14 protein-coding genes are annotated in these 12946 nt (G+C 66.9%); 3 read left to right on the top strand and 11 right to left on the bottom strand.

Translation table 11 applies throughout. From position 1 onward, the window contains the following. Positions 1-83 precede the first annotated feature (83 nt). Positions 84-1088, top strand: coding sequence for an isopenicillin N synthase family oxygenase (locus CQ040_RS00515; protein WP_105525572.1), 1005 nt, complete (start codon positions 84-86; stop codon positions 1086-1088). A 6-nt stretch (positions 1089-1094) separates the two neighbouring features. On the opposite strand, the gene CQ040_RS00510 is transcribed toward CQ040_RS00515, so the two are convergent. The 3 genes from CQ040_RS00510 to rpsO form a co-directional block, all read right to left on the bottom strand. Then, the gene (locus CQ040_RS00510; RefSeq protein ID WP_105525573.1) at positions 1095-1424 is read right to left on the bottom strand and encodes a transcriptional regulator; all 330 of its coding nucleotides are present in this window, start codon (positions 1422-1424) and stop codon (positions 1095-1097) included. After that, positions 1417-2286 (bottom strand): hypothetical protein, encoded by an 870-nt coding sequence (locus CQ040_RS00505; RefSeq protein ID WP_105525574.1) that lies wholly within the window; start codon positions 2284-2286, stop codon positions 1417-1419. The genes CQ040_RS00510 and CQ040_RS00505 overlap by 8 nt, the downstream gene beginning before the upstream one ends. Before the next feature lie 155 nt (positions 2287-2441). Continuing rightward, complete coding sequence (gene rpsO, locus CQ040_RS00500) at positions 2442-2711, bottom strand: 30S ribosomal protein S15 (protein WP_017830938.1); 270 nt, start codon at positions 2709-2711, stop codon at positions 2442-2444. A gap of 186 nt (positions 2712-2897) precedes the next feature. On the opposite strand from rpsO, the gene CQ040_RS00495 reads away from it, so the two are divergent. Then, a complete protein-coding gene (locus CQ040_RS00495) occupies positions 2898-4190 on the top strand; it encodes an MFS transporter (RefSeq protein ID WP_105525575.1) in 1293 nt (430 codons plus the stop codon). Between the two features lie 34 nt (positions 4191-4224). Here CQ040_RS00495 and CQ040_RS00490 read toward each other — a convergent pair whose 3' ends face one another. The 4 genes from CQ040_RS00490 to CQ040_RS00475 all read right to left on the bottom strand — a co-directional run bounded on the left by CQ040_RS00490 (position 4225) and on the right by CQ040_RS00475 (position 7420). Further along, positions 4225-4779: a YceI family protein gene (locus CQ040_RS00490; protein WP_028502838.1), complete on the bottom strand. Its 555-nt coding sequence runs from the start codon at positions 4777-4779 to the stop codon at positions 4225-4227. Positions 4780-4962: 183 nt separating this feature from the next. Further along, positions 4963-5328, bottom strand: a complete 366-nt coding sequence (locus tag CQ040_RS00485) for an FKBP-type peptidyl-prolyl cis-trans isomerase (protein ID WP_028502839.1) — start codon at positions 5326-5328, stop codon at positions 4963-4965. A 219-nt stretch (positions 5329-5547) separates the two neighbouring features. Then, positions 5548-6228, bottom strand: a complete 681-nt coding sequence (locus CQ040_RS00480) for an alpha/beta hydrolase (RefSeq protein WP_105525576.1) — start codon at positions 6226-6228, stop codon at positions 5548-5550. 46 nt (positions 6229-6274) lie between these two features. After that, positions 6275-7420, bottom strand: a complete 1146-nt coding sequence (locus CQ040_RS00475) for a PrsW family intramembrane metalloprotease (RefSeq protein ID WP_308736897.1) — start codon at positions 7418-7420, stop codon at positions 6275-6277. 230 nt (positions 7421-7650) lie between these two features. Between CQ040_RS00475 and CQ040_RS00470 the strand changes: the two genes are divergently transcribed. Next, positions 7651-8520, top strand: a complete 870-nt coding sequence (locus CQ040_RS00470) for a fumarylacetoacetate hydrolase family protein (RefSeq protein WP_105525578.1) — start codon at positions 7651-7653, stop codon at positions 8518-8520. A gap of 67 nt (positions 8521-8587) precedes the next feature. Here CQ040_RS00470 and CQ040_RS00465 read toward each other — a convergent pair whose 3' ends face one another. From CQ040_RS00465 to CQ040_RS00450, 4 genes are all read right to left on the bottom strand, one after another. Continuing rightward, positions 8588-10048, bottom strand: coding sequence for an aspartate ammonia-lyase (locus CQ040_RS00465; RefSeq protein WP_105525579.1), 1461 nt, complete (start codon positions 10046-10048; stop codon positions 8588-8590). Between the two features lie 63 nt (positions 10049-10111). Then, on the bottom strand, positions 10112-11032 hold the full coding sequence (locus CQ040_RS00460) for a phosphodiesterase (RefSeq protein ID WP_105525580.1): 921 nt from the start codon (positions 11030-11032) through the stop codon (positions 10112-10114). 59 nt (positions 11033-11091) lie between these two features. Further along, positions 11092-11427: a peptidase gene (locus CQ040_RS00455; protein WP_105525581.1), complete on the bottom strand. Its 336-nt coding sequence runs from the start codon at positions 11425-11427 to the stop codon at positions 11092-11094. Next, positions 11424-12803, bottom strand: a complete 1380-nt coding sequence (locus CQ040_RS00450; protein ID WP_105525680.1) for an inorganic phosphate transporter — start codon at positions 12801-12803, stop codon at positions 11424-11426. Before CQ040_RS00450 ends, CQ040_RS00455 begins: the two co-directional genes overlap by 4 nt. Between the last annotated feature and the right edge of the window lie 143 nt (positions 12804-12946).

Raw genomic sequence — 12946 nt, 5'->3', positions numbered from 1 at the left:
TCAACGCGCGCTGAACACGCGGACCGGAAGTAATGGAGCGCAACACAGGATCACGCCCCCGCGGCGCGACGTAGCCTCAGTCCATGGCTGAACTCTCGCTCCCCATCCTGGACCTGTCCCAGCTCGACGAAGGCCCCGAGGCCGCGGCACGATTCCGCGATGAACTCCGGGCGGCGACGCACGACGTCGGCTTCTTCTACCTCACCGGCACGGGGATCTCCCCAGAGCTCGAGGCCCGGCTCCATCAGGCGGCCCTCGGCTTCTTCGCCCTGCCCGAAGCGGACAAGCTCGCGATCGAGAACGTGAACAGCCCGCACTTCCGCGGGTACACCCGCGTCGGCGGCGAGCGGACGCAGGGGAAGGTCGACTGGCGCGAGCAGATCGACATCGGCCCCGAGCGCGAACCCGTCGACGGCGGCCCCGCCTTCAACCGTCTCACCGGCCCCAATCTCTGGCCTGCAGCACAACCGGAGCTGAAGGAAATCGTCACGGAGTGGCACGACACCCTGACAGAGATCGCCCGCAAGCTCCTGCGCGCCTGGGCTGTCACTCTCGGCGCCGACGAGACCTACTTCGACGAGCCGTTCCGCGATCCTTCGACCCTGATCAAGATCGTGCGATACCCGGGCACGGACGAGCCCGAACCGCAGCAGGGCGTCGGAGCGCACAAGGACTCCGGTGTGCTGACGCTGCTGTGGGTCGAGCCCGGCAAGGGCGGACTCCAGGTCGAGCGTGACGGAGAGTGGGTGTCGGCTCCCCCGGTGTCCGGCGCCTTCGTCGTCAACATCGGCGAGCTGCTGGAGTATGCCACCGGCGGATACCTCAAGGCCACGAACCACCGTGTGATCTCACCACGAGCACCGGAGGAGCGCATCTCGATCCCGTTCTTCTTCAACCCCGCGCTCGATCAGCAACTGCCGCTGATCGAGCTCCCCGCTGACCTCGCTGATCAAGCGACCGGAGTCACCGAGGACCCCGGCAATCCGATCCATGCGACCTACGGCGAGAACGCGCTCAAGTCTCGGCTTCGTGCGCACCCCGATGTCGCGGCGATCCACCACCCAGACCTCGTCAGCGCGACCGCCTGACGGGCATCACAATTGTGGCCCGGCGGTGAGGGCCACGATCTCCCGTAACGCCTGGAGATGGGCCGCGAAGGCATCGCGGCCCATCTTCGTCGAACGCACCCAGGTGCGCGAGCGACCGCCGACGACACCCTTGCGCGCGAGAACATACTCAGCCGCCTGCAGGTGCGTGATGGCCTTGCTCAGAGGAGAGTCACCGCACTGGAGGATCTCGCGGAGGGCCTGGAAGTCGAGTTCCATGCCGTCGCCCAGCGCCGCCATGAGCGAGAACCGGATGGGCGAGGCGAAGTTGTCGTCCAGCTGCGTGCGCGGGTGCGGCCGGAACGCCGCCTCAGCCACGGCGCTCCCGCCCTGGGACGAAGGACACCACTGCGAAGAGCACGATCACGACGGTGCCACCGAGGACGCCGGCGAGCCCCTGGCCGCCGAATGCCCCTCCCCCCACCGTGAGAGTGACGGGGATGCCGACCGCGAGGAAGAAGATCGCGACATGCGGCCACCGCCAGGAAGCGCCGATGGCGGGGAGCCCCACGGGAGTGTTGAAGGCGACGATCCAGGCGAGGAGCACCAGCATCACCAGCAGAGTGATCACGCTGCGCAATGCGTCATCCGGCGCTCCCGCGAGCATGGTCAGCACGCCGAGAGCGACTCCGACGAGCACGGTCCCCCACCGGATCGGGGCGGGCAGGGCGATCCGCGAAGGCTGCGGAGGTCGCGGATCGCCGGCAGCACGCAGAAGCTGGACCACGCCGTAGCCTCCGCTGCCCAGCAGGACCATGCCCGCCGGGATGAGCACCACGACAGCCGGGAGCCTGGTGTCCAATGCGACGAGTCCGAACACGATGACGGCCCCGACGAGCACGACTCCTCCGCCGAGCAGGAGCGGCCACCGCGCGGAGCTCCAGCGCCACTGCATCCCGCTCCGCTGCGCCATCCCGCTCGCCAGCTGTCCCCACACCAGGAGGGTGAACAGAACCACCTGGGAAGCGACGACGTCCCCCTGGCGCAGGATGAGCGCGAACGTGGCGAGGTATCCGGCCGTGACGGCCGCATTGACGATCTGGAGCCAGGCAAGCGCGCGCCTGTCGACAGTGCGGTCACGCCGCTCCATCACCGCATCCGCCGCAGCCAGGTACTGCCGAGCGACGTCGGCATCGGGCGGCACGAGAGCACTCTGACCGGGAATCGGCTTCTGCTTCACGACGAACCTCCTCCACTTTCCGAACGGAAAGCCTTCTACTTTCCTATCGGAAAGCGCGAGGAGGATCAACCCCGAGACATGACGAAGGCCGCCCCACACCGTGGGGCGGCCTTCTCAAGAATGTTCTGCGCGATTGTACGCAGGCCTGCAGTGCCTTAGCGGCGGAGTCCGAGACGCTCGATCAGCGAGCGGTAGCGCGCGATGTCGATGTCCTGGAGGTAGCCGAGCAGACGACGGCGCTGACCCACGAGCAGGAACAGCCCACGACGCGAGTGGTGGTCGTGCTTGTGCTCCTTGAGGTGCTCGGTGAGGTCCTTGATGCGCTGCGTCAGCATTGCGACCTGCACCTCGGGGGATCCGGTGTCACCGGGGTGCGTCGCGTACTCTTCGATGATCGCCTTCTTGACGTCTGCTTCCAGTGCCATAGATTCGATCCCCTTTCAGCTTGTTGCGCGGCGCCCGACGCCTGATGCGTGGGCTCTCTTTATCCGCGGCCGATCGAACGGCAACCTCGAAAGTCTACCAGCCGACGACTCCCCTGGGTGACACCGGCGGAGAGGGCCCTCCGCTGGCGTCAACTAGGCTCGGAAGGTGCAGAAGAAGTTCGACGAGTGAGCGCCCGGCGCGGTCATCTGATCGACCTCACCCCGCTGAAGACCAGCCCAGCATTCGCCCGAATGTGGATCGGCTCGACCCTCGCAGGCATCGGGGGTCAGCTCACCATCGTCACGGTGATGCTGCATGTGTTCGCACTGACGCAGAGCACCTTCGCCGTCTCGATGATCGCCGTCGCCGGCCTCGTGCCGATGATCCTCGCCGGCCTGTACGGCGGCATGCTCGCGGATGCCTTCGACCGACGTCGCGTCGCCCTGATCGCGGCGACGATCACGTTCGCCTCCACCGCTCTGCTCGCAGCCCTCACCTGGACCGGCATGGAGACCATCTGGTGGCTGTATGTGCTGAGCATCATCAACTCTGCGGCGAACTCGGTGGGCATGGCGACGCGCACAGCGATCGTGCCGCGCCTCATCCCACGGGCACAGCTGGCCGCCGCATCCGCCCTCAACGGCGTCGCCTTCGGGCTGACGGTGATGGCGGGACCTGCACTGGCAGGTCTCCTCGTCGCGCTCACCGGATACGGCTGGACCTACACGATCGACGTCGTGTTGATGCTGTCGATGTTCCTCGGACTGTGGACGCTGCCGTCGCTGCGGCCGGAGGGAGAGACGGTCCGCCCCGGTCTCGAGTCTCTCGTCGACGGCTGGCGATTCCTTCGCAAAGCGGGCAACATCCGGATGCAGTACATCATCGACATCATCGCGATGACCTTCGGGCAGCCCCTCGTCCTCTTCCCCGCCCTCGGCACCGTCCTCCTCGGCGGCGGAGCACTCACTACCGGCATCCTCACCGCCGCCGTCGCGGTCGGCACCTTCACGTCGAGCCTGTTCTCGGGCCGCGTGGTGCAGTACCGCTGGCACGGTCGTGGAATCGCACGGGCCGTCGAGGCCTATGGCGCATCGATCCTGCTGTTCAGCGTCGTGCTGCTCGTCGGCGCCTTCTCATCTCCGGCCAGCGAGACGGCTCCGCACATCGGACTGATCGTCGCCGCCTGCGTCGCGCTGGCTTTGTCCGGCGCCTCGGACAACGTCAGTTCGATCTACCGCAACACGATGATGCAGGCAGCAGTGCCCGATGCCATGCGGGGCCGTCTCCAGGGACTGTTCGTCGTGGTGGTGGCCGGAGGCCCGCGCGTCGGAGCACTGTACGCCGGCACCCTCGCGACCCTGACGACCCTGTGGTTCCCGCCGCTGCTGGGCGGAGTCCTGGTGATCGCCCTCGTGGCGATGCTCGCCCGCCGCAACCGCCGGTTCCACGACTACGACGCAGAGAACCCCGAGCCCTGACGGGCCCGGGGTTCATGGAAACTGCCTGACGGGATCAGTCCTGCTGCAGAGCGCCCTGCAGGTCGAGGTTGATCGTGATGTCCTTGCCGACGAGAACGCCACCGGTCTCGAGAGCTGCGTTCCACGTGAGACCGAAGTCCTCACGGTTGATGACGGCCTTGGCGGAGGCACCGGCCTTGTAGTTGCCGTACGGGTCGGTGCCGAAGCCGCCGAAGTCGAGCTCGAAGCTCACCGGCTTGGTGATGCCACGGATCGTGAGGTCGCCGTCGACGAACAGGTCATCGCCCTTGACGCGTGCGCCCGTCGACACGAACTCCATGGTGGGGAAGTTCTCGGTGTCGAAGAAGTCGGCCGAACGCAGGTGCGCGTCGCGGCCCTCGTCATTGGTGTCGACCGAAGTGACGTCGACGGTCGCCTCGACCTTGGTCTCGAGAGGGTTCTCGGGAGCGATCAGCGTCGCGTTCTTGACACCGAAGGTGCCGCGCACCTTGGAGATCATCATGTGGCGGACGCTGAAGGTGACCTCACTGTGGGCCGGGTCAAGTACCCAGGTGCCGGGACGGTAGCCGGGAATCTCGATGCTGGTCATAGTTTCTCCTCCGGAGACTTCAGCCGCTGCTGCGGCAAGGGACAAGGGCCGCGTTCACCGCGACCCCTGTGACAACTTACATTCACTCGCATATATTCCCCTGAATGAAGATTCTTTTCCGACACAGAACGAGGCGCCCCTCTTCGGAAGAAGAGGGGCGCCTCGTTGCAGGTCAGACGGGGGTCAGACCGCGATGAGATCGATGATGAAGATCAGCGTCTTACCGGAGAGGAAGTGCCCTCCTCCGGCCGGACCGTAGGCGAGGTGCGGCGGAACGATGAGCTCGCGGCGACCGCCGACCTTCATGCCGGGGATTCCTTCCTGCCACCCCTGAACCAGAGCGGCCAACGGGAACTGGATGGTCTCGCCGCGTCCCCACGAGGAGTCGAACTCCTCGCCGGACTCGAACTCGACGCCGGCGTAGTGGACGGTCACGGTGTCGCCCCGCTGGGCCTCCGCGCCGTCACCCACGATGATGTCGCGGATGACGAGCTCCGCGGGAGCGGGCCCGCTGGGGGCGTCGAACTCAGGCTTTGTGCGATCAGTCATGCTTCCATCAAACCCGAGCATCGCGGGCGCGGTCAACGCGAACGCACCTGCTCACAGCGAACACCTCGACACCGGGGTCGTGGTCGGCGGACAAGAAGCTCTTGACACTCACGACGGGTCGGGTGCACCCTGATTACAGATCAACTCAGCGCCCGGGAGACTCGCAGGCATCGCCGCAGCGTCGGGCGCTGAGTCTTGCCAGGGGCGAGTTCCTCGACTTCAGCCGACGTATCCGTCGAGCATCTCGGCGATCTCGGCCGGCCGGCTCAACATCGCGCAATGCCCGCCCGGCACTTCGTCCGCGCGCACTCCCAGACGCTCGAGGGCGAGGTCGCGGAGGAAGGCCGCAGGGAAGAAGCGATCGTCGCTGAACACGATGACCTTCGTCGGCACGGCAGGCCACTCCGACAGCGGCCACGGCCCCTCCATCGCCGCCTGCGACGGATGCGCCCGCTCTCGTCGCAGTGCCTCTTCGGCCAGGTCGCGCGGGACATCGTTGTAAAAGCTCACATACGGATCGTCGTTGCCCGTCAGCCCACCATCCAGAGCGGCCTGCGCCTGCGACGCTGCGAGGTATCCGGAGTTCGCCCACCACCGCTCCGGCGGCTCGCCCGGTGCCGGGATCATCCCCGCGATCAGGACGAGGAGATCGGCCGAGAGTCGCTCGGCGACCAGTGGCGCCGTGAAGGCTCCGAAGGAATGTCCGACCACGACCACCCCTGGCCGCGCACCGACGTGCGCCACGACCGCGTCGGCATAGTCGTCGAGAGTGAGCGCGTCGTCATCGGCGGGCAAGTCGGGAGTGAAGACCACGTGCCCGCGCGCTCTCAGCTCGGCAGCGACGAGATGCCAGGACCAGCCCACGTCTCCGCCACCATGAACCACGACGAATGTACTCATGCTCCACCGCCTTCCTCCCGAGCAGGGTACTCCGCCAGGATCTGCCTCAGTAGGCCAGCAGCGCCGCCCTGGTGGCGCGGGTGCGGATCAGCAGCGCACGCTCATCCTCCACCGCCATCGGATCGCGACCGGTGATGGCGCGCTGGCGGACTGCAGCGAGCTCGGTGGCGTCCTTGATGAACGCTCGCATCAGAGGACGACGATCTCCGCGAAGCCCGGCAGCCCATGCGAGGCCCACCTTGCGACCGCTGGGAGTCGCGAGCATCGTGACCTCCTCCGGCGTGAACCATCCTGCCGCCGCATAGTCCTCGAGTCGGGCTCTGGTGAGCCTGGCCTCTTCTCTGCGCAGCGCGATGATGCCGAGGATGAAGCCGATGAAGAGTGGCACCTGGAGGGTGAAGTAGAGCCCGAAGAAGTCCGCGAAGGTGGCGGAGCCGTTCCACAGGGCATGCAGCAGCACTGCTCCGACGAAGCCGAGCAGACCGACGCCGAGTGCCGACTGCGCCGACCCGTGACGGCGCGCGACGAGGCCGATCGCGAAGCCTGTCACAGCCGTGAACATCGCATGCGCGAACGGCGAGAGGATGGCACGGACCCCGAACGTGACCGTCAGCTGCTCACCCCCGCCCTCGATCAGGCTGAGCGCGAAGTACTGGATGTTCTCGGTGAAGGCGAAACCCGCGCCGACGAGCGCTCCGTATACGACGCCGTCGACCGGCCCATCGAATGCGCGTCGAGCGAGCAGGAAGATCAGGAAGACACCGAGACCCTTCCAGAACTCCTCGACGATCGGCGCCTGCACCACGGCGGAGAACGCATCGCTGGTCGGGCCGATCAAGACCTTCAGCCCGACATCGACGAGCAGTGAGAGCCCGGCTGCTGCCACCGCTCCCCAGGCGATCGCGAAGATCACCAGACGCTTCGGCTCGGGCTCCCAGCGGTCGATGATCCGCACACCGAGGAACACGACGGTGAGTGGAATGAGCGCCAGCACCAGACCGACGACGGAGGCGACGGCGCCGAGAGCCCATCCGAAGTAGCCGATCAGCGCGAGGAGCAGGAAGCCGAGGAATCCGAACAGCCAGAGCGAGACCGAGCGCCCTTTCCGCGTCGGCACCGGCAGTGCCGGCAGCGACTCGGCCGGCGACGGAGCGACGGGAGCCGGCGGCGTGTACGGCGTCGGCTGCGCCAACGAAGACGCGTACCCCTGCTGCGGCAGCGAGGGTGCCGGCGCCGCGTACCGCCCCTCGGGAGAGCCCTGTCGACCCACCGGCTGTGCTGGTGGCGGCGAATAGGGCGGTGGCTGCGACGGGGGTGGTCCTCCGAAACTCATAGCCAAAGCTTATGCGGCACAAGAGTAAGGGCCCGGGTATGGCCGAGTCCTCCACCCGCTCACGGCCCGCCACCCGGTAGCGTAGTAGCATGCGGTTCGCTCATCTGCGCCGTCCTGACTCCCCTGGTGCGGTTCTCGCCGTGGTGCAGGACTCGGACGCCATCCTCGTCTCTGATCTCCTGACCGACGCTCCAGCCACGCTGCAGCAGCTGATCGAGGGCGGCGAGGCAGCGCTCGAGCGGTTGCGCGACGCCCTGGCCGACGACACCGCCGCGCGGCATCCGCTCGGCGACTGGGAGTACGCGTCCGCAGTGCTCGCTCCCCCTGCGGTGCTGGCCGTCGGCCTCAACTACGCCGCACACTCGAGCGAGCTCGGGCTGAAGACCGATGCCGCCCCCACGGTGTTCACGCTGTGGCCGAACTCGCTCACGGGGCACGACCAGACCACCTCGTGGCCACGGAGCCTGAGCGAAGCCGTCGACTACGAGGCCGAGCTCGGTGTGCTCATCGGCTCCCCCGCGAAGGACGTCACCGAGTCGGATGCCCTCTCCCACGTGTGGGGCTACACCGTCGTCAACGACATCACCGCCAGGAACATCCAGTTCTCCGAGGCGCAGTGGTCCCGCTGCAAGTCTTTCGACGGCTTCACTCCCACCGGACCGTTCGCGGTGACGGCAGACGAGATCGCCGACCCGCAGGACCTGCACATCTGGACCGTCGTCGACGGCCACACGGTGCAGGACGCCAGCACCGATCAGATGGTGCGCTCGGTCGCGAAGCTGATCGCGCACCTCTCGCAGTCGCTCACACTGCTGCCCGGTACCCTCATCTCGACCGGCAGCCCCGGCGGCGCGGGTTACTCGCGCGACCCGCAGATCTTCCTTCGCGATCACTCGACCGTCACGGTCGGCATCGACGGCATCGGCGAACTCACGACCCACTGCCGCATCACCGACTGAGACTGCCAGACGCAGAACGAGGGGGATGGATGCCACGGCATCCATCCCCCTCGTTCTTTGGAGTCGATCAGATCTCGATGAGATCCTCCGGCGAGATCACGGGGATCGCGGCCGTGATGGTCTCGAGTCCCGACAGACGCGCGGGTGACAGCTGCTTGACGACCTCGTCGCGCGACATCAGGCCGGCCTCGACGACCAGGTCGGCCACGCTGCGGTTGGTCAGGAGTGCGGTCTTCGCGAGCGCCGCGGCCGCCGCGTAGCCGATGAACGGAGTCAGGGCCGTGATGACACCGACCGAGGCGCCGACCATCGCACCCAGACGATCGCGGTTGGCCGTGATGCCGTCGACGCAGTTGACGCGCAGGGTCCACATCGCCTGACGCATCCAGGTGATGGACTGGAAGATCGAGTGCGCGATGACAGGCTCGAAGGCGTTCAGCTGCAGCTGTCCGGCTTCCGCAGCCATCGTGACCGTCATGTCGGCACCGGCGACGGCGAACGCGACCTGGTTCACGACCTCGGGGATGACGGGGTTGACCTTGCCGGGCATGATGCTGGAGCCCGCCTGCATCGCGGGAAGGTTGATCTCGCCGAACCCGGCCTGCGGTCCGGAGGAGAGAAGACGCAGGTCGTTGCAGATCTTCGACAGCTTCATCGCGTTGCGCTTGAGCGTCGAGGAGAACGACATGAACGAGCCGGTGTCGCTGGTCGCCTCGACCAGGTCGCCGGCGGTGCGCAGATCGAGCTCGGTGATCTGACGCAGGTGCTTGAGCACAGCAGGCGCGTAGCCCGAGTGCGTCGTGATACCCGTGCCGATCGCGGTGGCGCCCATGTTGATCTCGAACATCAACGAGGCGTTCTCAGTGAGGCGCGTGTGGTCGTAGCCGAGCGTCGTGGCGAAGCCGTTGAACTCCTGACCGAGCGTCATGGGCACGGCATCCTGCAGCTGGGTGCGCCCGACCTTCAGGACATCATGGAACTCCCGCGACTTGCCCAGGAACGAGAGGCGCAGCAGGTCGAGCTCCTCGAGCAGCGAGCGCAGCGTCAGCGAGAGGCCGATCTTCACCGCGGTCGGGTAGACATCGTTCGTGGACTGGCTGCGGTTGGTGTGGTCGATCGGCGACAGGAAGGCGTAATCGCCCTTCTCGCGGCCGGCGAGCTCGAGCGCGATGTTGGTGATGACCTCGTTCGCGTTCATGTTGGTCGAGGTGCCAGCACCGCCCTGGATGACGCCGACTGTGAACTGCTCGTGGAACTCGCCGTCGATCACGCGCTGCGCTGCGCGGTCGATCAGGTCCGCCCGCTCGGGATCGAGCACACCGATCTCGCGGTTGGCACGGGCACTCGCCTGCTTGACCATCGCAAGCCCCACCACCAGGTCGGGATACACCGAGATGGGTCGCTTCGTGATCGGGAAGTTCGCGTCGGCGCGGGCGGTATGGATCCCCCAGTACGCGTCGACGGGAATCTCCATGCTCCCGAGCGAATCGGTCTCGGTACGGGTCAGGGTAGGCGCGGCAGAAGCCATGTCACATCCTCGTGGGTCGTGGCGGGTGAAAAGGGGTGGGGGATGCCCACCAGTCTACGCCGCTCAGCGTCCGGGTTTGCGGGAGAAGGCCTCGAGTCGCCCTTCCGGTGTGAGCTTCGACATGCGCTCCAGCCATGCTTCGGAGAAGTAGTCGCCGGTCGCCGCATCGGTCACCGGAACCACGGTGTGCGTGATCGTGTCGGGATATACATGGACCAACTGGAAGGCCTGCGCGGCTTCCATGCCGTTCACCTCGGCCGAGGGGCGCGCCACGTTCATCGTGTAGCAGGTCGCCGACGCCACGCTCACCGGGACCCCCGCGAACAGCCCGTGCGAGGAGTAGTGCAGGTGACCGGCGAGGATGCCCCGGACATCGCTGTCACGGATGACGGCGGCGAGCTCGTCCTGATGACGCAGCTCCAGGATGTCGAAGAGAGGCAGATGACTCGGTACCGGCGGGTGGTGCATCGCCAGCAGCGTGCCGTGAGGAGCGGGCTCGGCGAGCACGTCGGCGAGCCAGGACAGCTGCCCCCGGTCGAGATCTCCGTGATGCCAACCCGGAACGCTGGTGTCCAGCGCGATGAGGCGGAGTCCCTCGAGGTCCCAGACGCCGGTGACTGGCTCCTCCGTCGGGTCCAGCCCCAGCAGTCCCGCTCGCAGAGCAGGGCGCTCGTCATGGTTGCCTGCGACCCAGACGACCGGTGCGCTCAGCTCTTCCGCGACCGGTTCGACAGCCGCGCGAAGGCGCTGATAGGCGTCGGGCTCGCCCAGATCGGCCAGGTCACCCGTGATGACTATCGCGGCCGGATGCGGATGGACCGTTCGGATCGCTTCGAGAGTCCGCGCGAAATTCGCCGCGACGTCGTAGCGGCCGCCCAGATGCGCTCCCCCGGCGAGGAAGTGCGGATCGCTGACGTGGATGAGCACGTGCGACGCCGGTTCGTGCCGACCGAAGACATACGAAGCGCCGGTTCCTGCAGACATGGCATCAGCCTATGCGGCGGTGCCGACCTCGACGACCGGAACCTTCCGGCCTCGCGGCCTCAGTGGCCGACGACGAGGAACAGGATGCCACCGACCACCGCGGCGGCGCAGAGCGCGAAGCATCCATAGGCTCCGACGAGCGCGAGCGACTTCTGTCCTTCGGTCAACGGGCTCTTGCGCGCGGCCTTCGCCGCTTGCTTCTCAGCGCGCTTGAGCTCCTTCTCGGTGATCACCGTGATCGCATCGGTGAACTCCGCAGGACTCACCACCGGGGCACGGCCGCTTCGCACGAGCAGACGCAGACCGAGCGAGTAGAAGGTGACGATGGCGGTGGCGCCGACGAGCGCGGCCAGGAACACCTGCAGGAACGCGACCCAGTCGATGACGACGTTCATTTCGACTCCCCGTTCCGGTCAGAGTCCGACTTCTTCGACGACGCCGCGGACTTCGACGCTCCGGCACCGGCCTTCGCCTGAGCCTTCTTCTTCGCCTTGGCCTCGGCATCCTTCTTCGCCTGAGCCTTCGCCTTCTCGCGCGCTTCGGCGCGCGCCCTGGCCTCGGCCTTGGCGTGCTCGATTCGCTGCTGCCGGCGCGTCGGGGGCGGAGTGTCCGGATGCTCGATGGCCCGCCCCGACTCGGCGACGTCGCTCATCGCGTTCGCGGGGGTGACGGCGTTCCGGCGAGAACGCATGAACAGGCCGAGGATGATCAGGACGGCGATGACCGCATCGATTGCGACGCCCCAGTTGCCGAGCCAGACGACCAGCAGAGCGGCGAGTGCGCCGACTCCACCCGCCGCGGGAAGCGTGAGCAGCCAACCGATGCCGATGCGACCCGCGGTCCGCCAGCGCACCGTGGAGCCGCGGCGACCGAGTCCGGAGCCGATGACCGAACCCGAGGCGACCTGCGTCGTCGAGAGAGCGAAACCGAGGGCGCTGGAGGCGAGGATGGTCGCCGCCGTCGAGCTCTCGGCCGCGAAGCCCTGCGCGGGCTTGACGTCGGTCAGCCCCTTGCCGAGGGTGCGGATGATGCGCCAGCCGCCGAGGTAGGTGCCGAGCGCGATCGTGAACGCGCAGGCGATGATGACCCAGAGCTCGGGCTCGTGGTGCGCTCCGGACTGCCAGCCGATCGTGATCATCGCGAGCGTGATCACACCCATGGTCTTCTGCGCGTCATTGGTGCCGTGGGCGAGGGCGACCAGGGACGACGTGAAGATCTGCCCCCAGCGGAACCCATCGCGGCCGTCGGGCTTGCCGTCGTAGCGACGGGTGACTGAGTAGGCGATCTTGGTCGCTGCGAAGGCGATCAGACCCGCTGTGACGGGGGCGATCAGGGCAGGGAGCACGATCTTCGAGAGCACCATGCCGAAGTCGATGCCACCGAGGCCCGAGCCGACGAGCGTCGCGCCGATGAGTCCGCCGAAGAGCGCGTGCGAGGAACTCGAGGGGAGCCCCAGGAGCCAGGTCAGCATGTTCCAGGTGATCGCGCCGATCAGGCCGGCGAAGATCAATGAAAGGAAGAGATCGGCTCCAGCGGAGATGATCGCGTCTTCACGGATGATGCCGCCGGAGATGGTCTTTGAGACCTCGGTCGACAAGAACGCGCCGACGAGGTTTAGCACTGCGGCGAGCAGGACGGCCGTCTTGGGTTTCAGCGCGCCGGTGGCGATCGGCGTCGCCATGGCATTCGCCGTGTCGTGAAAGCCGTTGGTGAAGTCGAAGAAGAGTGCCAGCGCGATGACAAGCACGACGATGAGGGCTGCGGTTTCCACCGTTCGCTTTCGGTCGTTTGAGGAGGAAGGAGATGCCGACGTGATCGACGTGATGAACGAAGAGTTCACCGTGGGTTTGACTTCCGTTAACCGGCCCCGGTAGATCCTCCCACCCTCCCCCGTGCCGGTCAACTCGACCTGGG

Origin of the sequence: Microbacterium sp. MYb54 (assembly GCF_002979515.1) — a bacterium.
Taxonomy (GTDB): domain Bacteria; phylum Actinomycetota; class Actinomycetes; order Actinomycetales; family Microbacteriaceae; genus Microbacterium.
The sequence above is the reverse complement of the archived record's forward strand: the minus strand, read 5'-3'. Positions and strand labels throughout refer to the sequence as shown.

Excerpts from the sequence above, each read along its gene's own strand:
- CQ040_RS00515 (WP_105525572.1), top strand. The coding sequence starts at position 84 with ATGGCTGAACTCTCGCTCCCCATCCTGGACCTGTCCCAGCTCGACGAA.
- rpsO (WP_017830938.1), bottom strand. The coding sequence starts at position 2,711 with ATGGCACTGGAAGCAGACGTCAAGAAGGCGATCATCGAAGAGTACGCG.
- CQ040_RS00490 (WP_028502838.1), bottom strand. The coding sequence starts at position 4,779 with ATGACCAGCATCGAGATTCCCGGCTACCGTCCCGGCACCTGGGTACTT.
- CQ040_RS00485 (WP_028502839.1), bottom strand. The coding sequence starts at position 5,328 with ATGACTGATCGCACAAAGCCTGAGTTCGACGCCCCCAGCGGGCCCGCT.
- CQ040_RS00480 (WP_105525576.1), bottom strand. The coding sequence starts at position 6,228 with ATGAGTACATTCGTCGTGGTTCATGGTGGCGGAGACGTGGGCTGGTCC.
- CQ040_RS00470 (WP_105525578.1), top strand. The coding sequence starts at position 7,651 with ATGCGGTTCGCTCATCTGCGCCGTCCTGACTCCCCTGGTGCGGTTCTC.
- CQ040_RS00465 (WP_105525579.1), bottom strand. The coding sequence starts at position 10,048 with ATGGCTTCTGCCGCGCCTACCCTGACCCGTACCGAGACCGATTCGCTC.
- CQ040_RS00460 (WP_105525580.1), bottom strand. The coding sequence starts at position 11,032 with ATGTCTGCAGGAACCGGCGCTTCGTATGTCTTCGGTCGGCACGAACCG.
- CQ040_RS00455 (WP_105525581.1), bottom strand. The coding sequence starts at position 11,427 with ATGAACGTCGTCATCGACTGGGTCGCGTTCCTGCAGGTGTTCCTGGCC.